This is a genomic window from Paenibacillus sp. GCM10027626 (assembly GCF_042676285.1).
In the GTDB taxonomy this organism is placed as follows: domain Bacteria; phylum Bacillota; class Bacilli; order Paenibacillales; family Paenibacillaceae; genus Paenibacillus_Z.
The window spans coordinates 45,428-67,702 of the sequence record NZ_JBHTHC010000011.1 but is presented as its reverse complement, the minus strand read 5'-3'; the positions used below and the strand labels follow the sequence as shown (position 1 = coordinate 67,702).

20 protein-coding genes are annotated in these 22,275 nt (G+C 52.7%); 14 read left to right on the top strand and 6 right to left on the bottom strand.

All coding sequences use genetic code 11. The features are described from left to right. Positions 1–13 precede the first annotated feature (13 nt). Positions 14–2,122 (top strand): ADP-ribosylglycohydrolase family protein, encoded by a 2,109-nt coding sequence (locus ACFQ0N_RS21205; RefSeq protein ID WP_379329895.1) that lies wholly within the window; start codon positions 14–16, stop codon positions 2,120–2,122. 205 nt (positions 2,123–2,327) lie between these two features. Here ACFQ0N_RS21205 and ACFQ0N_RS21200 read toward each other — a convergent pair whose 3' ends face one another. Continuing rightward, complete coding sequence (locus tag ACFQ0N_RS21200; protein ID WP_379329893.1) at positions 2,328–2,681, bottom strand: hypothetical protein; 354 nt, start codon at positions 2,679–2,681, stop codon at positions 2,328–2,330. Between the two features lie 134 nt (positions 2,682–2,815). On the opposite strand from ACFQ0N_RS21200, the gene ACFQ0N_RS21195 reads away from it, so the two are divergent. The 3 genes from ACFQ0N_RS21195 to ACFQ0N_RS21185 all read left to right on the top strand — a co-directional run bounded on the left by ACFQ0N_RS21195 (position 2,816) and on the right by ACFQ0N_RS21185 (position 6,932). Further along, positions 2,816–3,586: a YwmB family TATA-box binding protein gene (locus ACFQ0N_RS21195; RefSeq protein ID WP_379329891.1), complete on the top strand. Its 771-nt coding sequence runs from the start codon at positions 2,816–2,818 to the stop codon at positions 3,584–3,586. Positions 3,587–3,707: 121 nt separating this feature from the next. After that, the gene (gene zwf, locus ACFQ0N_RS21190) at positions 3,708–5,237 is read left to right on the top strand and encodes a glucose-6-phosphate dehydrogenase (protein ID WP_379330185.1); all 1,530 of its coding nucleotides are present in this window, start codon (positions 3,708–3,710) and stop codon (positions 5,235–5,237) included. A 111-nt stretch (positions 5,238–5,348) separates the two neighbouring features. Further along, positions 5,349–6,932, top strand: a complete 1,584-nt coding sequence (locus tag ACFQ0N_RS21185; protein ID WP_379329889.1) for a peptide chain release factor 3 — start codon at positions 5,349–5,351, stop codon at positions 6,930–6,932. A gap of 55 nt (positions 6,933–6,987) precedes the next feature. Here ACFQ0N_RS21185 and ACFQ0N_RS21180 read toward each other — a convergent pair whose 3' ends face one another. From ACFQ0N_RS21180 to ACFQ0N_RS21165, 4 genes are all read right to left on the bottom strand, one after another. After that, entirely contained in the window at positions 6,988–8,358 is a 1,371-nt protein-coding gene (locus ACFQ0N_RS21180) for a DUF445 domain-containing protein (RefSeq protein WP_379329887.1), read from the bottom strand. Positions 8,359–8,366: 8 nt separating this feature from the next. Beyond that, on the bottom strand, positions 8,367–9,641 hold the full coding sequence (locus ACFQ0N_RS21175) for a DUF445 domain-containing protein (protein ID WP_379329885.1): 1,275 nt from the start codon (positions 9,639–9,641) through the stop codon (positions 8,367–8,369). A 130-nt stretch (positions 9,642–9,771) separates the two neighbouring features. Then, on the bottom strand, positions 9,772–10,203 hold the full coding sequence (locus ACFQ0N_RS21170) for an NINE protein (protein WP_379329883.1): 432 nt from the start codon (positions 10,201–10,203) through the stop codon (positions 9,772–9,774). A 10-nt stretch (positions 10,204–10,213) separates the two neighbouring features. Then, positions 10,214–10,558, bottom strand: a complete 345-nt coding sequence (locus tag ACFQ0N_RS21165) for a TM2 domain-containing protein (RefSeq protein WP_379329881.1) — start codon at positions 10,556–10,558, stop codon at positions 10,214–10,216. A gap of 160 nt (positions 10,559–10,718) precedes the next feature. Between ACFQ0N_RS21165 and ACFQ0N_RS21160 the strand changes: the two genes are divergently transcribed. From ACFQ0N_RS21160 to ACFQ0N_RS21140, 5 genes are all read left to right on the top strand, one after another. Beyond that, positions 10,719–11,762 carry a LacI family DNA-binding transcriptional regulator gene (locus ACFQ0N_RS21160; RefSeq protein WP_379329879.1) on the top strand — a complete coding sequence of 348 codons (1,044 nt, stop codon included), beginning with the start codon at positions 10,719–10,721 and terminating at the stop codon, positions 11,760–11,762. A gap of 26 nt (positions 11,763–11,788) precedes the next feature. Further along, positions 11,789–12,952: a Gfo/Idh/MocA family protein gene (locus ACFQ0N_RS21155; protein WP_379329877.1), complete on the top strand. Its 1,164-nt coding sequence runs from the start codon at positions 11,789–11,791 to the stop codon at positions 12,950–12,952. A gap of 31 nt (positions 12,953–12,983) precedes the next feature. Further along, complete coding sequence (locus tag ACFQ0N_RS21150; RefSeq protein WP_379329875.1) at positions 12,984–13,628, top strand: ThuA domain-containing protein; 645 nt, start codon at positions 12,984–12,986, stop codon at positions 13,626–13,628. A 33-nt stretch (positions 13,629–13,661) separates the two neighbouring features. Continuing rightward, a complete protein-coding gene (locus tag ACFQ0N_RS21145) occupies positions 13,662–14,741 on the top strand; it encodes a Gfo/Idh/MocA family protein (RefSeq protein ID WP_379329873.1) in 1,080 nt (359 codons plus the stop codon). Between the two features lie 139 nt (positions 14,742–14,880). Beyond that, on the top strand, positions 14,881–16,056 hold the full coding sequence (locus ACFQ0N_RS21140) for an alpha-D-ribose 1-methylphosphonate 5-triphosphate diphosphatase (RefSeq protein WP_379329871.1): 1,176 nt from the start codon (positions 14,881–14,883) through the stop codon (positions 16,054–16,056). Here the strand turns inward: ACFQ0N_RS21140 and sspI are convergent. After that, positions 16,049–16,312: a small acid-soluble spore protein SspI gene (gene sspI / locus ACFQ0N_RS21135; RefSeq protein WP_379329869.1), complete on the bottom strand. Its 264-nt coding sequence runs from the start codon at positions 16,310–16,312 to the stop codon at positions 16,049–16,051. The two genes, ACFQ0N_RS21140 and sspI, sit on opposite strands and share 8 nt — an antisense overlap. A gap of 145 nt (positions 16,313–16,457) precedes the next feature. Between sspI and ACFQ0N_RS21130 the strand changes: the two genes are divergently transcribed. From ACFQ0N_RS21130 to ACFQ0N_RS21110, 5 genes are all read left to right on the top strand, one after another. Beyond that, positions 16,458–17,123: a potassium channel family protein gene (locus ACFQ0N_RS21130; protein ID WP_379329867.1), complete on the top strand. Its 666-nt coding sequence runs from the start codon at positions 16,458–16,460 to the stop codon at positions 17,121–17,123. A 6-nt stretch (positions 17,124–17,129) separates the two neighbouring features. Beyond that, the gene (locus ACFQ0N_RS21125; protein WP_379329865.1) at positions 17,130–17,966 is read left to right on the top strand and encodes a TrmH family RNA methyltransferase; all 837 of its coding nucleotides are present in this window, start codon (positions 17,130–17,132) and stop codon (positions 17,964–17,966) included. Between the two features lie 862 nt (positions 17,967–18,828). After that, entirely contained in the window at positions 18,829–20,025 is a 1,197-nt protein-coding gene (locus ACFQ0N_RS21120; RefSeq protein WP_379329863.1) for a macrolide family glycosyltransferase, read from the top strand. A gap of 2 nt (positions 20,026–20,027) precedes the next feature. Further along, positions 20,028–20,330: a hypothetical protein gene (locus ACFQ0N_RS21115; protein ID WP_379329861.1), complete on the top strand. Its 303-nt coding sequence runs from the start codon at positions 20,028–20,030 to the stop codon at positions 20,328–20,330. A 160-nt stretch (positions 20,331–20,490) separates the two neighbouring features. Then, entirely contained in the window at positions 20,491–22,260 is a 1,770-nt protein-coding gene (locus ACFQ0N_RS21110; protein ID WP_379329859.1) for a glycoside hydrolase family 36 protein, read from the top strand. Positions 22,261–22,275: the final 15 nt, after the last annotated feature.

Sequence of the window (22,275 nt, the reverse complement as noted above, 5' to 3'; positions counted from 1 at the left end):
GGAGTGAAACGAATTGATTCCAAACAATTATGTAGAAACGATCTATGCGGGTTTTCTCGGCATGAACGTCGGCATCCGTCTCGGTGCGCCGATCGAGCCCATCGTATGGACGCATGACCACATTCAACAGGTATACGGTGATATACGGACATATGTAAAAGATTACAAGACTTTCTCAGCGGATGATGATGCCAACGGTCCGGTATTCTTTGTCCGCGCGCTGTACGACGATGCCGTTAACCGCGAACTGGAGCCGGACGATGTCGGTAAAGCGTGGCTGAACTATGCACGGGAGGGCATCGGCATGTTCTGGTGGGGCGGAGAGAATATCAGCACCGAGCATACGGCCTACTTGAATTTGCAGAAAGGCATTGCTGCTCCCCGCTCAGGCTCGATTAAAGTGAACGGTCTGGAGCTGGCCGAGCAGATCGGCGGCCAAATATTTATCGATTCCTGGGGGCTGCTGTTTCCGGGCAATGTGGAGAAGGCGGCGGATTACGCCGAGAAAGCGGCCAGCGTTTCCCATGACGGCAACGGGCTGTACGGTGCCCGTTTTATGGCGGCTTGCATCGCCAAAGCATTCGAAGCCTCATCTGTCGACGAAGTAATCGCCGCCGGACTAAGCGTGATCCCGGGTGATTCCACCTATGCACGAGTTGTGCAGGCAGTGATGGATTTTCACCGGAATCATCCGGACGATTTTCGGGCATGCTGGCATTATCTTGATGCTAACTGGGGCTATGACAAGTATACAGGCGTCTGCCACATCATTCCGAACGCGGGCGTCTGTGTGCTTGCGATGCTGTACGGCGCCGGAGATTTTGCACGTACGGTAGAGATAGCTTCCATGTGCGGCTGGGATACGGACTGCAATGCGGGCAATGTCGGGACTATACTTGGCGTCATGGCCGGTCTTGACGGAATACCGGCTCATTATCGCAAACCGATCAATGACTTTATTGTTGCTTCCAGCGTGTCTGGTTACCTTAATCTGGTCGATTTCCCGACGTTCTCGAAGGAACTGGCCTTGCTTGGCTATCGCGTGAACGGAGAGGAGGCGCCGGAAGATCTGCTACGGAGAGTAAAGCCAGGTGAGCTATACTTTGACTTTGATCTGCCCGGGTCGACGCATGGGTTTCGTACGAGCAACAGCTTCAAGACGCCGGTCATCCGTCATTCCAAGCAGCATACGGTGAACAGCAGAGGCTCACTTGAAGTCGTTTTCGACCGGATGGTCATGGGCGACAGCAGCAAGCTGTATTTCAAACCGTTCTACCGCCGTGAGGACTTCAATGATGAAAAATACAAGCCGGTATTTGCACCGCTTGTTTGCGCCGGGCAACAGGTGAAGGGGCAGTTTTATCTGGATCAATGGGAAGGCGAGCCGCTGACGCTTACGCCATATGTGCGCAACTCGCATACGAAGGAAGAAATAAAGCTTACGCCTGTCATGCCGGCAAACGGTCAGTGGCTGGAGATCGCGTTCACCGTTCCCGATACGGAAGGAGCCGTCATCGACGAGGTCGGCTGGATTTTGGAGAGCGATTCGCCGCTAACCGACCGTGCGATCGGCAGCTTGTTCCTGGGGCGGTTCCATGTAACAGGCGCGGCGAACTATTCCATAGATTTTGCGAAGCAGTACAAAGAATTCGGCTCCGTCACTCCTTTCTCCCAGCATCGCGGCAAATGGGAGCTCAAGGACGGGGCGCTGCATTGCGTGAGCGACACGGCGGATTGCTCGGCATATTCGGGCAATTATTATGCTGAGCAAGCTGTCGTGGAAGCAACGATTAAGCCGATCGCCGGGAGCAGCCACTGCATTATTGTACGGGCACAAGGGATTATGCGCCACTATCTGGCCGGATTCGACGGCGAAGGAACCGTATCTTTTATTCGCCAGGATTTTGGGCCCGTACGTCTGATCAGCGCGGCTTACGACTGGCGGCATGGCGAGGAGTACCGGATGAAACTGGTAGCGGACAAGGATCGTTTTACTTTATTTATTAACGGCGCTAATGTGCTGGAATGCAGGGATGCGGCCTTCACCAAAGGGATGTTCGGATTCGGCAGTCTGGAGCGGGGAGAGAACGAGATCAGGGATGTGCTGGTGCACTTGGATTAGGGAATCTTGAAGCACGGTTACGCACGTTGGTTCTGCTTTGCTTGCCCGCAAGCTTGACAACCCAAATGTGTAAAATCTATAATTAATAAGGCATTGCCAATAAAAATCACATGAGAAATTGAAGAACTAACAGGCATGAGTGAAGGGCAGCAACATACTGCTACATTCATGCCTTTTTTGATTTTATAGAATTTATAACGACCGGCTAGAATAGCAGAAAGAGGAACGCGATCTGCGCTTGATCGATTGCAATAGCCTTTCCCCACGGATTGTACGGATGCGGGGGATAGGGCTGATAGGGAGAATGACCCTGTATTCGCGTTTTCTCGGACGTTTTCATGTTTTTGGCAGCTGCTGCAGCCGGGCGCTTCTTCTTGTTCTTCTTCTTCCCTTGCGGACCGGAAGCTGGACCAGTGGAATGGCCATTTAGCAATACCCGGCCATCCTTGCAAGCGGAAAGTATCCCGATATGCCGCTGGCCGTCCTTCGTAATGACGCAAACAGGCATACCATTAAAGCGTTTAATACGCTCCTCATGGAGCGGATAAATCGGTTCCATCCGTTATCGACACCTCCTTATATAGTAGGAGTATATTCACCCAGAGGCTGATGCGTATGGACGCTTGCCCAGAGCGGTCCGCCGGCAGCCTGATCACCCATGCTTAAAATTCGATGAAAGGAGAGCGTGTACGTATGACCTTACATGCAAAACAGACATCGAGAAAATTTTCGGCCGGCATTGCGCTGGCAGTCATTGTGCTGCTGGCTACCGCGATTTATAGTTTGTGGAATAAAGAACACTTGGAGCAAAGCGTGCATGGCAAGACGAGGTTGATGCACGATTTTGCCGCGGTGTGGGATTGGATGGATGACGTCCTTGCCGACGGGGCGGCGCAAGGCAGGTGGTCCTTCCGGATGGACGGAAGATGGTCGCAGGAGGAGACGGCGCGTTTGGCCGGTGCGCTCGGGGTGACGCTGTCTGCGGAGCCGGCGGCGGAAAAGGGGGCGCTCGGGGCAGCGACAGCGGGGCAGGCATATAGCGGCAAGACGGAGATTGACGGCGTTTACCGGACGATCGTCCGCTACGAAGCCGGTGCTGCGGTCGTTCTGGTTCAGACCGATGCGGGTGCGGCGAAGTCGAAGCTGGCTGAGCTTATTCTGAGCCTGGAGCAGGCGGCAACCGTCAACAAGCTGGATTATGCGGGTAGCTTTGCTGTCCGGGGGGAGCCTGGCCAGGAGGATGCGGCTGCCGTATTGGCCGGCAAAGCGAAAGCGGAGCGGCGGGAGGTGTATAATGACGGCCATACGGAAAGCATTACATATAGCAGTCCCGAATTACAGACCGGTGTAGCGAGCGGGGCGGCGACCGTTAATTTACAAATTGCGGACATTTCCGGAGATGCGGGAGCGCCGCGCGAGCTCGTGGTTGGCGTGCCGCTGATTACAGGCGATTATCGCATGTAGCATCTGGCCGTTCGTTATGCTAAACTACATTACATAAAATTGTGCAATAAGACTTGGGCTGGAGCATACAAAATACAGAGGGAAGAATGAGGGAATGACTTTCGTGAGCAAACATGAGGCGATGGCCGCTGAGGGTGCGGTGTACTACCTATTCGGAGCGACAGGCGATCTGGCACGGAGAAAGCTTTTCCCCGCGCTGTTCAGCTTATACAAGGAAGGTAAGCTTGCCGAAGATTTCGCAGTAGTGGGCTTGGCGCGCCGACCTCGCACGGATGAGCAATTTCGAACAGATGTTTATGATTCGATCGGCGAGTTTTGCCGGTACAAGGCCGACGATGCCGAGCTGTGGGCAAAGTTTGCCCAGCATTTCGTTTATATGTCGCTGGATATTAACAATGTTGACGGTTTTCGCGAATTGAGACGATTGACCGAGCAGTTGGACGCCAAGTTCAGCATTCCGGGCAACCGCTTGTTTTATTTGGCACTGGCGCCGGAGCTGTTTGGGCCAGTTTCCTTCAATATGCGCGATGGCGGCCTGCTGGAGACGAGCGGATGGACGCGTCTTGTTATCGAGAAGCCCTTTGGGTACGATCTCGAATCAGCGCGCAAGCTGAATGAGCAGTTAAGCCAGGTGTTCAAAGAGCAAGAAATTTACCGCATTGATCATTATCTGGGCAAGGAAATGGTGCAAAATATCGAAGTGCTGCGCTTTGCCAACGCCTTTTTTGAGCCGCTCTGGAACAATAAGCATATTGCTAATGTGCAGATTACGTTGTCGGAGACGGTCGGGGTAGAAGAACGCGGCGGTTATTACGACAAGTCTGGCGCGCTGCGCGATATGGCGCAAAATCATATGCTGCAGATGCTGGCGATGATTGCCATGGAGCCGCCAAGCCGCCTCCATCCCGAAGATATTCGCGATGAGAAGGTGAAGGCGCTGCGTTCTTTGCGTCCATATACGACCAGCGACGAGGTAGCCCGTCACGTAGTACGGGGACAATATATAGAGGGCTCGCTGAAAGGTCAGTCTTTGCCAGGCTACCGTCAGGAGGATTCGGTAAATCCGGCTTCCGTTACGGAGACGTATTTTGCCGCCCGCGTCTTTGTCGATAATTTCCGCTGGGCGGGCGTACCGTTCTATATCCGGACAGGAAAGCGGCTGCCGGTGAAAACGACCGAGGTTGTCATCGAGTTTAAAAATGTGCCGGACAATGTGCTGTTCGCGCGCCGTCACGATTTGTCGCCGAACTTGCTCGTCATTCGCGTTAACCCGATGGAAGGGATCTACATTAAGATCAATGCCAAAAAGCCGGGCTCGGACAATGTCGTTCAGCCGGTATCTATGGAATTTTGCCAAAGCTGCCAGATCGGGCTGAATACGCCGGAAGCCTATGAGCGTCTGCTGCATGATGCAAGCCGCGGCGAATCGACCTACTTTACACGCTGGGACGAGGTAGCGCAGGCATGGGCGTTCGTCGACAAAATTGCGGCAGCTTGGCGCGAGGACAGCTCGCAATTGCATACTTATGCTGCGGGGACATGGGGACCTGCGCATACGGATGAGCTGCTGGCCGAGGATGGCTTTCACTGGTGGCCGGTTAATGGACAGGATGAGGACAATGTCATCTGGATTTCCGGCAATCCAAAATAAAGCGGTATAAGGTATCTTACAGGAAGTCGATCCGGTTCGGAGCGTGGCTGCGCCAGTGGCGCGCTGCGTCGTCCGCGAGCCGGCGGCACGCAATAATGAAGGGATAGTGCCATGAGTAAATCGTTAACAGAAGAACTGAAAAAAGAAGTCGACAAACGCCGCACATTCGCGATTATTTCCCACCCGGATGCCGGGAAAACGACACTTACCGAGAAGCTGCTGCTGTTTGGCGGCGCGATTCGCGAGGCAGGCTCGGTAAAGGCGCGCAAAGCAAGCCGCCATGCCACCTCTGACTGGATGGAAATTGAGAAGCAGCGGGGGATTTCGGTAACCTCGTCAGTTATGCAATTCGATTATAGCGGCCATCGCGTCAATATTTTGGATACGCCTGGCCACCAAGATTTCAGTGAGGATACGTACCGGACATTGACAGCTGCCGACAGCGCAGTCATGCTGATTGACGTGGCCAAAGGCGTCGAGGCGCAGACGATCAAGCTGTTCCAGGTTTGCAGCAAACGTAAAATTCCGATTTTCACCTTTATTAATAAGCTGGACCGCGAGGGGCAAAGTCCGTTCGATCTGATGGAAGAGCTGGAGCGGGTGCTCGGCATTCGCTCTGTGCCGATGAATTGGCCGATTGGCATGGGGCGCGAGCTGTGCGGCGTCTACGATCGGATGAAAAACCAGGTCGAGCTGTTCCAGGGCAATGATCATGACAAGATTGAAGTGCGCAAAGTCACCGATTACCGCGACCCGATCATTGGCGAGATGGCGGGCGAGTATTTGCATGAGCAGCTTATTCAGGATCTTGAACTGCTTGATGTCGCCGGCGATCCGTTTGACTATGACAAAGTTCGTGCCGGCGAGCTGACACCGCTGTTTTTTGGCAGTGCCGTAAACAACTTCGGCGTACAAACGTTTTTAGAGAACTTTTTGCAGCTTGCACCCCATCCGACATCGCGCAACTCGCTGGAAGGGACTGTTGAACCGACGTATGAGAAATTTTCCGGGTATATTTTTAAAATTCAAGCCAATATGAATCCGGCTCACCGTGACCGGATTGCCTTCCTGCGGATTTGCTCGGGACGATTCGACCGCGGTATGAGCGTTAAGCATGTGCGCGCTGGCAAAGATATTAAGCTCTCGCAGCCGCAGCAATTTCTGGCTCAGGACAGGGACATTGTTGAGTCGGCTTATCCGGGCGACATTATCGGATTGTTCGATCCGGGCATTTTCCGGATTGGCGATTCGCTGGCGCAAGGCGGCGGCATTGAATTTGCCGAGCTGCCGACTTTCTCGCCAGAAATTTTTGCCAAAGTAACGGTGAAAAATGCGCTGAAGCATAAGCAGTACCAAAAAGGAATCGATCAGCTGACGGAGGAAGGAACAATCCAGGTTTTCCGTACGACAAGCTTTGAAGATACGATTCTCGGCGTAGTCGGTCAGCTGCAGTTCGAGGTGTTCGAATACCGGATGCGCGCCGAGTACGGGGTAGAGGTACAGCTGCAGCGCATGCCGTTCCAGTTCGCGCGGTGGATTATCGATGATAATATCGATCCGGCGAAGTATCGGATTAATTCGACGCTGGTGAAGGATAAGAAGGAGAATTACGTAGCGCTGTTTGAGAATGAGTACGCCATGCGTACCGCTATGGAAAAAAATCCAACCTCCAAGTTTTTGGAGATGGCTCCATAATAAAAAAAGATCGCCTTCCGGCATGCCCATGCCTGAAGGCGATCTTTTTTTGGCGTTATAATCCGAGCAGCCGCAAAAGCGGGTCGTAGATCCCGTGAAGAAAAGTGTACAGCAGCGCACCGATACCAGCTCCGACAAGCGAGCCATTGATCCGAATGCGGCTTAAATCTTCGCCGACCTTATCCTCGATAAAGGCAATGAGCCGTTTTTCGGTGAAGGCGTTCAGCGTATCGCGGACAATCTGCCCGATTAAACGATGCTCCTTATCGATAACGGTCGTCAGAAACGACTTGATATAGCCTTCGATCCACAGCTTTTTCGCCTCGTCCTGTTTGAATTGTGCCCAATAGTTTTCAATCAGATTGCTAAGTCCGCTGCGCAGGCCCAGCAAGCCGCTGGAAGGCGCAGCAGTAGCAGGCTGCTGTTGACCGGTATCTTCCTGAAGCTCAGGAGCCGGCTGTTCTTCAGCATCTGCAGGCAGATTTTTCAGGGCAGCCAGCAGCGCTTCAATGGAAGGAGCAAGCGTGATGCGTTCAAGCACCTCCAGCTTCCATTCCTCGATCGTGGCCGCCAGCTCGCGGTTTTGATTCAAATCGGCTGCAAGGCGGCGCAGCGTGTCGATTAGCAAAAGCCGCAGCTTATGGTCATGGCGCTTTAAATCTTGAATGAATTGTCCAAGGTCGCGGTACAGCGCCTCGGCAGCATCCTCCAAATTGAGCGCATCGGATTCCTCGGCGAATATCGAAGCAGCTTTTTTCAAAAAACGGGTAAAAGCATTGCCGACATTGAGCTGCTTTTCATGCTCCTTTTGCAGCAACTGGAGAATGAACGCTTTTGCTTCAGGGCTGCTCGTACGCTTCTCGATTTCCTCAATGATCCGATCGAGCCATACATGAATATTGCCGTGTTCGAGCAGCGCATTCAGCGCTTTGCCGGCGTATGGCGTAATGTCTGTGCGCCGCAGCAATTGCTTGAGCTGGGAATCCCAGCCCGCGGCAATGCGGCTGAAATCGAATTTGGCAAGCAATGATGTAGCCCATTTCCAGCCGGCCGCACCGAGTGCGCCGCGCGGGAAGCGATCGTCAATCCATTCGATTACCGTGTCCATAATGGTGATGTCGCTCAGCTTTTCCTTCAAGCGGTCCGGCGGGAGCAGCTGTGTCTCCACCATCGTAACGACGCCATCGATGAGCTTAATGCGATTGCGGGGGATGATGGCTGTATGCTTGCTGGCAATGCCTAACGGATGTCTGAATAATGCCGTAACCGCATACCAGTCTGCAAGACCGCCTACGAGACCGGCTTCGGTCATATAGAAAAGCAGCCTTGTCCACCATGCGGGATGGAAATAAAGCGCCGCTGAGGAGCCGATGAAGCAAATGGCGACGGCGAGCAGAGTAAGATCGGCTTTTTGTTTCCGTGACATGCTGCCGCTCACCTCCCGACCCAAAAAGTAGCCAAGTAAAGTACAATACCGATCAGTCCGCCGACGAAGGTGCCGTTAAGCCGAATGAACTGCAGATCATGTCCGGCCTTATCATGCACGAATTCCAGCAGCTGCTCTTCGGAAAAGCGGCTCAGGCCATCGCGGACAAGCTTGCCGATACTGTCATGCTTGCGCTCCAGCCATTTCATCGCATTTTTTTTGATCAGCGTGTCCAACCGATCCAGCGACGCTTCATCGCGAGCGAGCTTCTCGATCAAATCGCCGATCAGCTGGTGCAGCCGCGGAAACACGTCAGCAAAATCGCCGGACCGCAACGCGTCCTGCTTGCGGTAGCTTTCCAGCCAGCGCTCCAAGTAAGGCCATAGCTGAAATTGCTCTCTGGCTGTAGCAATAAGCGCTAATTTGATCGCTTCTACGCGGTCGCGCAGCTGCTCGTCCTCCCGCAATCGGGTAACGAATGCGGCGATCTGCTCCTTGAGGCGGATATGATTCGGATGCTCCGGCGACTGCAGCTGCTGCAGCAAGGCAATGATCTTCTGCTGGACAATGCCGCTAAGCTGGTCAGCTTGAATGCCGGCGACTGCATTGACGAATTTGCGATTTCGTTTGCCGGCTTCGTAGGACTCGATAGCGGAAGCGATCAGCTGCTCAGCCAGCGTCCTGAATTCATTTGTTCTGACAAGGCGAATTAGCTCCATAATAAAAAAGTCGATAATACGCTCATCATATCCGTTCTTGATCGTCCATTCGCCGATATCAGCCACCGTATCGGAGACCGGCCAACGTTCAGCCTGATCAAGCAGGAAGGATTGCAGCCCTGCTGCTAATTCGCTGAGATCGACTGTATACAGCGCATCGGTCATAAATTGCTGCAGCAATCGTTCAACCTCTGCCCGTCCACCACGCTCCTGCAAGTAGTGCATGAGCAGGCCGGCAACATGGTAGCTATCCAGCTTCTTATAAATATTAGGGATCGACAGCAGCTCGTGCTGGACCATATTGACAACCTCGTTAATGAGCCGCTCGCGGTTGCGGGGAATAACGCGCGTTCCCATGAAACGCGGCCACGGAATGCGGAGCGGATGGCGAAACAAGGCTGAAACAGCAAAGGAGTCGGCAATGCCGCCGATGGTAGCCGCGCTGAAGCCGGCAAACAGCAGTCCCCCGGCGAAGGTATGCTGGAATGGATAAGCAGCCATCGTCCCGACAAAGGCTGCGGCAAGTGAAGCGTCGGCGATACGTTTAATATAAGCTTTTATCATTATGATCCCCTTATGCGCAAGATGACTTTTTGATAAGCCTTAGTGTCATTATACGCTCTTTTTGACAAAAGTAACTAAACAAGCTGACCTCTCTGTCAAAAGAGAGGTCAGCTTGCCATAAAAGTCAGTTTTAGAAATGCTGTTCCGGCTTGCTGCGCCCCATTAGCTGTTCCATATGCCGATGATGCAAAATGGCCTGGATAATCTCCTGCTCGACATGGCTATTAAATTCATGCAGCATGTGCGGCAGCAGAAAAAGATCGATAATGATCCAAATCGTAAGGCCAATAGCGGACAAAACGAACATGACCATACAGAGAATGAAAAACGGTTCAGCTTCCTGCGATGAACTAACGATCGCCAAAAAGTAAAACAGTATGGCTGCAATAAAGAGTAGCAGCTGAAGAAGGCCTGAATTGTTTTTCTTCAAATAAAAGCGGTGCAGGCCCAGATGGCCGCCAAGCAGCATTAAATAGGCGATTGCCGTCGATTTTTCCACTTGCCGCATTTCAGACGAAAGCACCATTAGCTCATTGAGGGTTAGTTCCTGTTTAGAATGCATAACGATATCCCTAGCGATTCATCGCATTTTCGAAATGACGCTGCGACAGCAGTTGATTCAGCAAGTAGCCCTCCACGTCGCGGTTATGATCCTTGACCCAGGTGTGCAGCAAGAAGGCATCAATCAACCACCAAATAAAGGTTATAATGGAACCGATCAGTGTAATTGTAAGAATGAGCTGGGCAACGGCGCTGCCTGTTTTTTTCATGTAAAACCGATGTCCGCCGAACATGCCGAGGAAATACCAGAGAATGTAAGCAACGACCATGTTCTTGCCCTGGTTTCTCACTTCCTGTTCAAGAATGAGCAGTTCACGGGCGTCGAGTTGGCTTTTAAGACCAATGTTATAACTCATCGTGGGAACAGTCTCCTTTTGACATAATATATCCATATTTGCGTATTTAGTATAAAGGAAGCAGCAAATTTCGACAACTATTTCTTGCACAATTTTGTTCAATCTTTAATGAGATATGGAGCAGGTTGACAGAAAGGGAAGCTCATGAGAAAATGTACGCGTGTACATTTTGAAGGGAAGGAGGGGAAAGGCGATTCGCAGAAAAGCAGTGGCAGAATTGGCGGGCGTATCGGAAGCGACGGTCTCTCGCGTGCTGAACGGCGTTGGGCCGATTAAAGAGGCTACGCGCCAGCGGGTGCTGGAAGCCGCGCGTCAGCTTAATTATGTCCCTAGTGCACTGGCAAGACAGTTTGCCCGCAGCAAGAGCGGGAATTTGGGTGTCGTACTGCCTTTGCTGCCGAAGGTGAACGTGTTTTCCACCTATTATTTTTCGGAAATTTTGAGCGGAATTGGTTACACCGCGAAGCAATGCGGTTACGACTTGCTGCTGCTGTTCCGGGAGCCGGATGAGCCACGTGAATATAGCCGTTTGTTTCAGACGCAGAAGGTCGATGTCTGCATTATTTTAGGTGCGCAGGATGTGCCGGAAGAGCGTGCGGCGATTGCGGAATTGCAGGCGGCGGAGCATCCCTTTTGTCTGATTAACCAGCGATTCGACGGGCTGCAGGTGAACAGTGTCGATGCAGACCACCGGCTGGGCAGCTTTAAGGTGACCGCTCATTTGCTGGAGCGGGGCCGCAGCCGCATTATATTTTTGAATGGGCCGGACGTTTACTCCAACAGCGTGGATCGGCTTGCCGGCTTTCGACAGGCGCTGGCCGAAGCGGGACGCGAGGCAGCGGCCGTCATGACAGGCAACTACAGCCGCAAGAGCGGCTATGCGCTCGCGGCACGCTGCGCCGCCATGATCCGCGCTGGGGAAGCGGATGCGATTATTGCCGCCAATGACCGGATGGCGATTGGCTTGCAGCAGGGCCTGGAGGAATGCGGGCTGCGGGCAGGCACAGATTACGCGCTTGCAGGCGGCGACGATTCGGAAGGCGCGCGGCTGATGAATCCGCCGCTGACTTCGCTGGCCGTCCCTTTCTTTGAGATGGGACGCGAGGCGGCGTCCAGGCTGCTCGCCGGTTTGGAGCAGGAGGAACGGCAGGAGGCTTTCGATATTAGACTTGCTGTGAAGCTCGTCGTGCGGGCCTCGTCATAATCATGCGAAAGGTGGAAATCGATTTGATGAACACATTACGTATTGGCATGGTCGGCTATAAATTTATGGGGAAGGCGCATAGCAACGCATACCGGGCATTGCCCATGTTTTTTCCGGATACGATGAGGCCCTTGATGAAAGTGATATGCGGCCGCGATCAGGCGGGTGTCGAGCAAGCCCGGGCACAATTCGGCTGGGAGGAAGCGGCAACCGATTGGCGTGAGCTGGTGGCGCGAGACGACATTGATTTGATTGACATTAATGCGCCGAGCGATGCGCATAAAGAAATTGCGCTGGCGGCCGCTGCTGCCGGCAAGCATGTATTCTGCGAGAAGCCGCTCGCCTTGTCGCTGGCCGATGCGAAGGAAATGCTGGCGGCGGCCGAGCAGGCTGGCGTGAAGCATATGGTCGGGTTTAACTACCGCTTCGCGCCTGCAGTGCAGCTGGCCCGCAAGCTGATTGCAGACGGGCGTCTCGGGCAGATCTATCATTTTCGCGGCTGGTTCTTGCAGGACTGGATCGTTGATCCGGACTTTCCGCTCGTCTGGCGGCTGCAGAAGGAAATTGCCGGCTCCGGCTCGCACGGCGATCTGGGAGCGCATCTTATCGATATGGCGCGTTTTTTGATCGGAGAGTTTTCCGAAGTTATCGGCATGAGTGAAACTTTTATTAAGGATCGGCCCTTGCCCTCGGCCATGACCGGGCTCAGCGCCAAAGGGGATAAAGACGCGCCGCGCGGCGCTGTTACGGTCGACGATGCGACGCTGTTTATGGCGCGGTTTGCAAGCGGCGCGCTAGGCAGTATAGAGGCGACCCGCTTTGCGCCGGGACATCGCTGTACGAATGCGTTCGAAATCAATGGCAGCAAAGGCAGCATTAAATTTGATTTCGAGCGGATGAATGAGCTGCAGGTCTACTTTACTGACGATGCCGAAGATGTGCAGGGCTTCCGCCGCGTGCTTGCCACTGATCCGGCGCATGCGTATATGGATGCCTGGTGGCCTGCCGGTCATACAATCGGTTACGAGCATACTTTTACCCATGAAGTCCATGAGCTGCTGCAGGCGATCAAGAACGATCGCCAGCCTTCGCCTAGCTTCGTTGACGGCGTGAAGTGCCAGGCTGTGCTGGAAGCGGTGGAGCGGTCGATTGCAGAGCGCAGATGGGTGCCGGTCGGTGAATTGAACTAATATGAGCGAGTGAGAAAGGGCGGAGACTGGCATGACCATGACCAGGAAAAAAGCGTTAATCGTATGGGGCGGATGGGACGGTCACCAGCCGCGGGAGGTGGCAGCGATCTTCGCAGAGCTGCTGCGCGGCGAACAGTTTGACGTAACCGTATCTGATACGCTGGATTGTTATAAAGATGCCGAATTAATGGCCGATCTCGATCTAATTGTTCCGGTCTGGACGATGGGAACGATTGAGCGCGAGCAGCTGCAGCCGCTGCTGGACATGGTCCATGCAGGCTGCGGAATAGCGGGCTGTCATGGCGGGATGGGAGATTCGTTCCGCAATGAGGTGGAGTATCAGCATATGGTAGGCGGACAGTGGGTGGCGCATCCAGGCAATGACGGTGTGCGCTACGATGTCAATATGGCCGCAGCGGATGATCCGTTAACGAGCGGCATTGGCGATTTTGAAGTTTGCTCTGAGCAATATTATATGCATGTCGATCCGGCGATCAAGGTTCATGCCACGACGGATTTCGATGGAGTCAAAATGCCGGTCGTCTGGACGAAAAGGTGGGGGCAGGGCAAAGTCTATTATAATTCGCTCGGCCATCAGGCGGATATTGTAAATATGCCGCAAATGCGAGAGCTGATGCGCCGGGGATTTCTGTGGGCTGCAAGAAGCCGCGCATGATTCATTTTACAGGGACGGGGAGGAAATCCTGCGATGAGACCGATTAAAGCGGGCATTATCGGCTGCGGCAACATTAGCCGCATTTATTTTTCAAACCTGCAAAAATATCCGGAAATCGATCTGGTCGCCGCGGCTGACCTGGAGCTGGCGCGTGCGGAGGAGCGGGCCAGAGAATATGGTCTGGCTAAAGCATACACGGTTGAGCAATTGCTGGCAGATCCGGAAATTGAAATTGTCGTCAATTTGACGATTCCGCAGGCTCATGCCCCGGTATGCATGCAAGCGCTTGCTGCTGGCAAGCATGTTTATGTGGAGAAGCCGCTCGCTGTTACCCGCGAGGAAGGGCAGCGGGTGCTCGAATTGGCGGCCGAGAAGGGGCTGCGCGTCGCAAGCGCGCCGGAAACCTTCCTTGGCGGCGGGATTCAGACCTGCCGCAAGCTGATCGATGACGGCGCGATCGGCAAGCCGGTTTCTGTTTCGGGATTTATGCTGTGCGGGGGACATGAAAGCTGGCATCCCGACCCGGAGTTTTACTATGCTGCGGGCGGCGGGCCGATGTTCGATATGGGACCGTATTATTTGACCGCCTTTGTTACGCTGCTTGGCCCGATCCGCCGGGTGACCGGCTCAGCTGTCGTCACTTACCCGGAGCGAACGATAACGAGCGAGAAGAAGCGCGGCCAAAAAATAAAGGTCGAAACGCCGACACATATTGCCGGTGTGCTGGACTTTGCCAGCGGCGCGGTCGGCACGCTCATTACAAGCTTTGATACGATGGCAGGCACATCCTTGCCGAATATTGAAGTGCACGGCAGTGCGGGCAGCCTGCTCGTTCCGGACCCGAATGGCTTTGGCGGCGTTGTAAAGCTGCGCCGGCACGGCGGCGAATGGGAGGAGGTGCCGCTTACGCACGGCTATACAGACAACAATCGCGGTATCGGCGTAGCGGATATGGCGCGGGCGATCGCGGAGGGGCGGCAGCACCGGGCAAGCGGGGAGATGGCTTATCATGTGCTGGAGGCGATGCACGGCTTCCATGATGCCTCCCGCGATGACAGGCATTACACGATGCGAAGCAAATGTGAGCGTCCGGAGCCGATGCCGGCTTTATAGGATCAAAGAGGTGAGGCGGAACGGTTGCGTTCCGCTTCTTTTTGTCATGTATGGCGATGAGCTGCAATTGTGTTAAGCAACTGTAAACGGATTCTGCTACAATTAAAGTTATGAATATCGCAAGAGACGGGGGTTCATAATGAAACAATGGATCACAGGCGGACAAGTTGTGCTACCGGAGCAGACAGTAGCGGCCGATATAGAAATTGAAAATGGGCGGATAACCGCAATTGTAGCTGGTAGTGAAAAGCAGAGGGCGAAGCTGGATGGCGAAATTGTTGATGCATCGGGCTGCTATGTACTGCCTGGGCTGATCGATTTGCACTGTGACGCGATTGAGAAGGAGGTGCAGCCGCGGCCGAATACATTGTTTCCGCTGCAGATGGCACTGCTCGAATTTGAACGCAAGCTGCCGCTGCATGGCATCACCTCCATGTATCATTCGCTCTCGCTTGGTGTGGGCCTGAGCCTGCGCGGCGAGCATCTCGTTTCAGAGATGGTGGACCTGATTCACGCTTACAAAAGCAAGCGCTCCGTCATCCGCAATGGCATCCATTTGCGCTATGAAGTCTCGCATTTGACCGGCCTGCCGCTAATTCAACGCTACATAGAGGAAGGCTTGATCGATTTTCTGTCATTTATGGATCATTCGCCTGGGCAAGGGCAATACAGGGAACCGGGGTCTTTTGAACGCTATGTGATGAAGAACCAGGGCGTCGATGTCTATGAGGTTCAGCAAATTGTTGACGAGTTGAATGAGCGCAGGCAGCGGGTGGACTGGGAAGAGCTGAAGCAGTTGGCCGGGCTGGCGGCGTCGCGCGGTATTGCCATAGCCTCGCATGATGACGATACAATTGAGCGGGTAGAGCAGTCCCGGGCGCTCGGGTGCACGGTTTCCGAATTTCCGATTAATCTGGAAAGCGCCGGCTATGCGGCGGATAAGGGCATGTATGTATGTGTTGGAGCCCCCAATGTCGTGCGGGGCGCGTCTCATGACAAAAATATGCGAGCAGCAGATGCCATCGCTGCCGGCGCGGCCAATATTTTATGCTCGGATTATCATCCGGCCTCGCTGCTGCTCGCACTATTTAAACTTGCTGATGAGCAAATTGTTCCTTTGCATGAAGCTGTACGTATGGCGACACTGCATCCTGCGCAAGCGCTGGGCATTGCCGACCGCATTGGATCGATCGCCGTCGGATGCGAAGCGGATTTACTGTTTGTTGATCGCTATGAAGGCCACCCGTGGATCGTGCAAACAATTGTTGGCGGCTCTTCTGTATACAAGGCTGCAGTACGCAGTCAATTTAGCTAGGGCTTGGGTTTGCTCCAGCTCCAGCTTCTGTCTCAGTACTTGCTATTCCGTCATGCAAGTGACTGTGCAAAGTTGCCACCATTTTGCTTTGCTCGCTGGCATCGCTATGCTGCCAAATAAGTTCGAACAAAACGCCAAGACCCGGCAAGGCTCGTTCATCTCCTCCAATGGAATCAGCGATAACATCGGTCAGCTCTTCATTGGATTTATTTTGTACGATCTGTAGAATCGCTTCCCGTAAATTAAGATTTTGCAAATGAAATCCCTCCATATGTGCTCGTTCTTGTTGTTAATATGTCCTTGCCTCGGGCCTTTCATCCTTGAGCGGCTGCGAAATGGACGGACAGGTTATGGTATAATGGACAGCGAGGCAATTAACTTAAAAAGGAAGTGCAACAGCCATGGCGAAAAAGCAGTTTGCGGTCATCGGAATGGGACGATTCGGCTCCAGTGTAGCGGGGGCTTTGTCGAATCTTGGATTTGAAGTATTGGCGATTGACCAAAACGAACAAAAAATTCAAGATATTTCCGGGATCGTTACTCATGCGGTGACGGCGGATACGACAGATGAAGAAGCGCTGCGGGCTTTGGGCTTGCGAAATTTTGACGTAGTCGTCGTGGCGATTGGCGCAGATATTCAATCCAGTATTTTGACGACACTTATTTTGAAAGATCTTGGCGTACCTAGACTCATCGTCAAGGCGCAAAATGAGCTGCACGGCAAAGTGCTGAACAAAATTGGCGCCGATAAAGTCATTTTCCCTGAGCGGGATATGGGGCTGCGGGTGGCGCATCATCTCATTTCGCCTAATATTTTGGATTATATCGAGCTTTCAGATGATTATAGCATCGTCGAGATGAAGGCGCCTGCCAAGGTTGTCGGCCGGAACTTGAAGCAGCTCGATATTCGTGCCAAATTCAAGTGCAACGTGCTGGCGATCAAAACAGGCGATGTGATGAATATTTCACCATATGCGGAAGATTTGATTAAAGAAGACGATGTACTGGTTATCGTCGGCAAAAACGATGATCTGGCACATTTAGAGTTTGTATACGCGGAGGGTTAAGCGGTCGTGCAATTTCATAATCAACAGCGCCAAGCGGCGGTTTATTCCTCTCTGCAAAATGAGAAGGTTAAGGCAATGGCGGCATTGCTGGAGAAAAAGCACCGCGATCGCAGCGGCAAGTTTTTGATCGAAGGCGTTCATTTGATCCAGGAAGCGCTGCTTGCCGGCGCGGAAGTAGAGATGATCGTCTACGATATGGAGCGGGGCATGCCGGAGGAGTTGGCTTCGTTACTGGCTGGAGGCGTTCAATATGGCGGGCAATATGCCGAAGCTTCTTCTGCCGTTATGGCCAAATGTACCGGAACGGACACGCCTCCCCCGGTATTCGGCGTAGTTGCCAAGCCGAGGGCGGATGCAGCCGCGCTGTATCATGAGCAGGTGCTCGTCGTTGTGCTGGACGGCGTGCGCGATCCCGGCAATGTCGGTACCATTATTCGCAGCGCCGATGCAGTCGGAGCGGATGCGGTCATATTGGGCAAAGGCTGCGTCGACCTGTACAATCCGAAAACGGTGCGCTCAACGATGGGATCGCTGTTTCATTTGCCTGTGCTGGAGGCAGATTTGCGCGAACTGCTGCCCGCGGCGCGGCAGCGGGGCGTAAAGCTGGTCGGTACAAGCCTGCAGGCAAGCGATACCTGCTACAGCTATGACTGGCGCGGCGCACGCTGGCTTCTGCTGGGCAATGAATCGACCGGGTTATCCGAGCAGGCGCTGCAGCTGGTCGATGACAATGTCATCATCCCGATGCGGGGCAAGTCGGAGTCGCTTAACGTAGCGATGGCGGCGACGGTGGTGCTGTATGAGGCGCTGCGGCAGCGGGAGTATATGATTGATAAGACATAAAAAATCACTGCCATCAACTCACTCAAGACTGGAAAATGATCGAAAGGGTTATTATCCCCCGACCCCATATCCAGTCTTTTTTCTTACCACATGAGAATTTATAAATCAACTTTCGCAGCACGAAAAAGACAGTTATCCCTTGATGTAGCCAGGTAAACCCGAGAACCAATGTTGGAGTTGCTGCTTTATTAATTTTGTGATTTTTTTGCCTGTTTGCTTGGCCGATTTGATTTGGAGGGGCCGCTAACGAACCGGACAACCCTTATTCGGCTCAAAATGGGGCCTTGTAGGCTGTAACGAATCTACCAATCGTTATTCACCGAAAATCGGCCGCTTCCCCGCCTTTTTTCGGTCAATAGCGTGTCTGAGGTTCGTTACGCGCGGAGCAAGCCGATTTTTCGGCCAATAGCGTGTCTCAGGTTCGTTAGCCCTAACCGTCAACATACGGAGGATGAAGCATGGAGTAGCAACAAACTGCATTTTATGTCGTTAGTTACTGGGGATTAGCAGATGATTCGCGATCTAAATGGAAAACCTGTACTTCGTTTAGCCAATATGAACGGGATTCGTGATTTTACTGCAAACTAAAGTGAGAAAATGCATGTAGGTCCTCGTGATTCCTGATATACAGGTAAAGTAAATGCAAAAAATCCCTTTAGTGTCCTTAGAGCGGCTATTGCTTGGCCGTGTGTGCTTCCAGCCAACTGAAACGCGGATTGTGAAATTGTCTAGTATCTTTTTTAAATCTGCTTATCCGTAGCTTTTCCTTGGGCTGAACGAGTTTTTTGAACGAACATGGTTCGTTGAGCTGTGCCATACTCTGACACAATTTAGGGTACAATTTACTTAAGGGGTGATAGAAATGGCACGTGCTTTATTTATGAACAGCGGATCGGAAGGACATATCAATCCAACTATTGGAGTAGTGCAAGAGCTTGTTTCGCGCGGCGAAGAAGTAGTGTACTTTACGATAGAAGCTTTTCGGGAGCGAATTGAGCAGACGGGGGCAACTGTGCGGACATTGGACGGTCAAAAATTTGTCAATGCCTTTCTTTCAGGTGGAAGAAATTATTTGCCCGAAAGAATTAACGGTCTTTTACATACGGCAGATGTTGTCATCCCTGGCGTTCTTGAACAGATCAAAGGAGAGCGTTTTGATTACATCATCCACGATTCCATGTTTGGTTGCGGGCGTTTGCTTGCCCAAATTCTTAAACTTCCAGCGATCAATTCTTGTACTTCTTTTGCGCAAACAAAAGCGTCATTTGATGAAATGCTGGAACAGCATTCTAAAAAAATACCGGCTGAAATAATTCAACCTATCAACGATGAATTTCACCGCTTGACGGTAATGGTGAAGGATAAATATGATGTCGAGATCCACTCTCCTTATGAAGTGTTTTGTAATCCCGCGCCACTTACGATCGTTTATACAACTAGGGAGTTTCAACCTTTTGGAGAAGCATTCGACCAAACGTACAAATTTGTAGGTCCGTCCATCGCTTCACGATTAATGCCAGAAGACTTCGACCTTAGTACAATCAAGGATAAAAGCCCGATTTACATTTCACTGGGTACTGTCTTTAACCAAGCAATTGATTTCTATAAGCTTTGTTTCGAGGCATTTGGGGACACTGATCATACCGTAGTCATGTCTGTTGGGGAAAAAACTCAAATAGCTGATTTGGGGGAGATTCCTAAAAACTTCCTTGTAAAAAATTATGTTCCGCAAACTGAGGTGCTGAAATACGCTAAATTATTTATTACCCATGGCGGAATGAACAGTACGAATGAAGGCCTCTATCACGGGGTGCCGCTGATCGTAATCCCGCAAAGTGCGGATCAGCCGATCATTGCCGGGCAAGTTGCCGCTATCGGAGCAGGTATGAAATTACCAGCCCAAAGCTTGACTGCCAATCAACTGCGTGAAGCCGTAGATCGCCTATTAAACGACCCCTCTTTCCGAAAAGCTGTATCGAATATTAGGGAATCCTTTCAAAAGTCGGGCGGGTATCGCCAGGCAGTTGATGAGATTTTGGAATTTTATGGGGGCGACTAAATTTGTGTGAACGCAATGACGTTACGAATGGAGCTGCGGCGACAGTCAACGATTTGTTGCCGCAGAAGCCGGCAACTGTGAGTCACGCGGACATACGATCCGTTATTTGGTCGAAACCCGGCTCATTCGGAGTTTCGCGGACACACGATCCGTTATTTGCAGAGTTTGCCAGCATTTCGCGGCGCTTGCAGGCCAATAACGGAACCACGGTCCGCGAGCCTGCCGTTTTGGCACGTTTGTTCACAGATAACGGAACCACGTTCCGTGTGCGGCCCGCTTCGACCGCGCATACGTCTATATTATGAAATTGACTTCCTATCTCTAAACTCTGCTCTTTTCCCCGGTAAGAAACTCCTTCTATCGGGTATTCATTTACTCGGGCTTGATGTAACCTTAAAATGTAAACCCTTTCAGTGAATTTTGCGAGGAAAATCAAGATCATATAGCAGGAGGTAATAGAAAGAAATGCATTGCACGAAATCCAGCCATGGTTATCAATTAACCGGAGATGGCGGTAATTTCCAAGCTAGCTTAACCGTACACTCCCCGGAAGAAGGAATCGAGCTTGTTCATATCCGGCTGAAAGCGGAACAGCCAGAGACGCCTCCCGTATTTCAATTGTCCTGGGAGCATCCGATCGTCGATATTCACGGGGTATGGCATCCCGGCGGCTGCCGGGATCGCGGGCTGAAGCCCGATTGGACGGGCGGCTATACGAGTAAAGCGACCAATTCGGCGCCGGTTGTATGTCTGTTTAACGGAGCGGGGCAGAACCGAATGACCTTCGCTTTTTCGGATACGCTTAATCCGGTTGTGTGCAAAGCGGGGGTTCATGAAGAAACGGCAGTGTTTCACTGCTCGGTCACCTTATTTGCCGAGCCGGCCTCGCCGCTGGACAGCTATGAAGCTGTTTTACGGGTCGATACGCGCGGACAGGCTTATTTCGACAGCTTGCATGATGTGCAGCAGTGGTGGAGCGGCTTGGCTGGCTTGCAGCCTTCGCATGTGCCTGCATCCGCACGCGAGCCGATGTATTCGACATGGTACAGCTTTCATCAGGAGCTGAAGCCGGAAGCGATTGAGGAGCAGTCCCGTCTGGCGAAAGCGCTCGGCTGCGGGACGGTTATCGTCGACGACGGCTGGCAAACCGCGAACAATGAGCGCGGCTATGCTTACTGCGGCGACTGGGAGGTTAGCGCGGACAGAATTCCGGATATGAAGGCTCATGTGGATCGGGTTCATGCGCTTGGCATGAAATATATGCTCTGGTACTCTGTGCCGTATGTCGGCATCCATTCGAAGGCATGGGATCGTTTTCGCGATAAAATGCTTTACACCATCGACGCGCGCGGCTGGGGAGTTGTCGATCCGCGCTTCCCGGAAGTCAGGGAATATCTGTTGAACATTTACGAAACCGCAATGCGCGAGTGGGGGCTGGACGGCTTAAAGCTGGATTTTGTAGACAGCTTCTATTTGCCTGAGGAGAAAAAGCATGAGCTGGGCGGCGGACGGGACTATGTATCGGTTCCGGAAGCGGTTGACCGGCTGATGACCGATGTAATGGAAAGGCTGCGGGCGATCAACCCTGAGGTGATGATCGAATTCCGGCAGAACTATGTAGGGCCGTATATGCGCAAGTACGGCAATATGTTCCGCGCGGCGGATTGTCCGAACGATGCGATTGAGAACCGGGTGCGGACGATCGACATCCGGCTGCTGTGCGGCGATACGGCGGCCCATGCCGATATGCTCATGTGGCATCCGCAGGAACCGGCGGAAAGTGCGGCTCTGCAGCTGATCAACGTACTGTTTGCCGTACCGCAAATCTCCGTCCTGCTCGATCGGCTGCCTGCCGGGCATCAACAGATGGTCAGCTACTGGCTCTCCTTCTGGAGCGAGCATCGCGATGTGCTGCTGGACGGGCGCCTGGAGCCGTATCAGCCGGAATTGCTGTATCCGCTCGTAGTGGCCAGCAGCGCCAATAAAGTAATCGCTGTCACCTATTTGCGTACGGTCGTCGCATTGAATCGCGATTTGCCTGAGACTGTCATCCTCGTAAACGGGACGAGAACGAAGGGGATCGCAGTCGAAGCGGACAGGAACTGCGGAAAGCGCAGCTTCAAAATAAAAGATTGCATGGGCATAATTGTCGAACAAGGCACGATCTCCATGCAGGCCGGTCTTCATCTTCTCCAAGTACCGGAAGCAGGAAGCATTACGCTCACAAGTGAGTAGATCAGACAAAGAAGG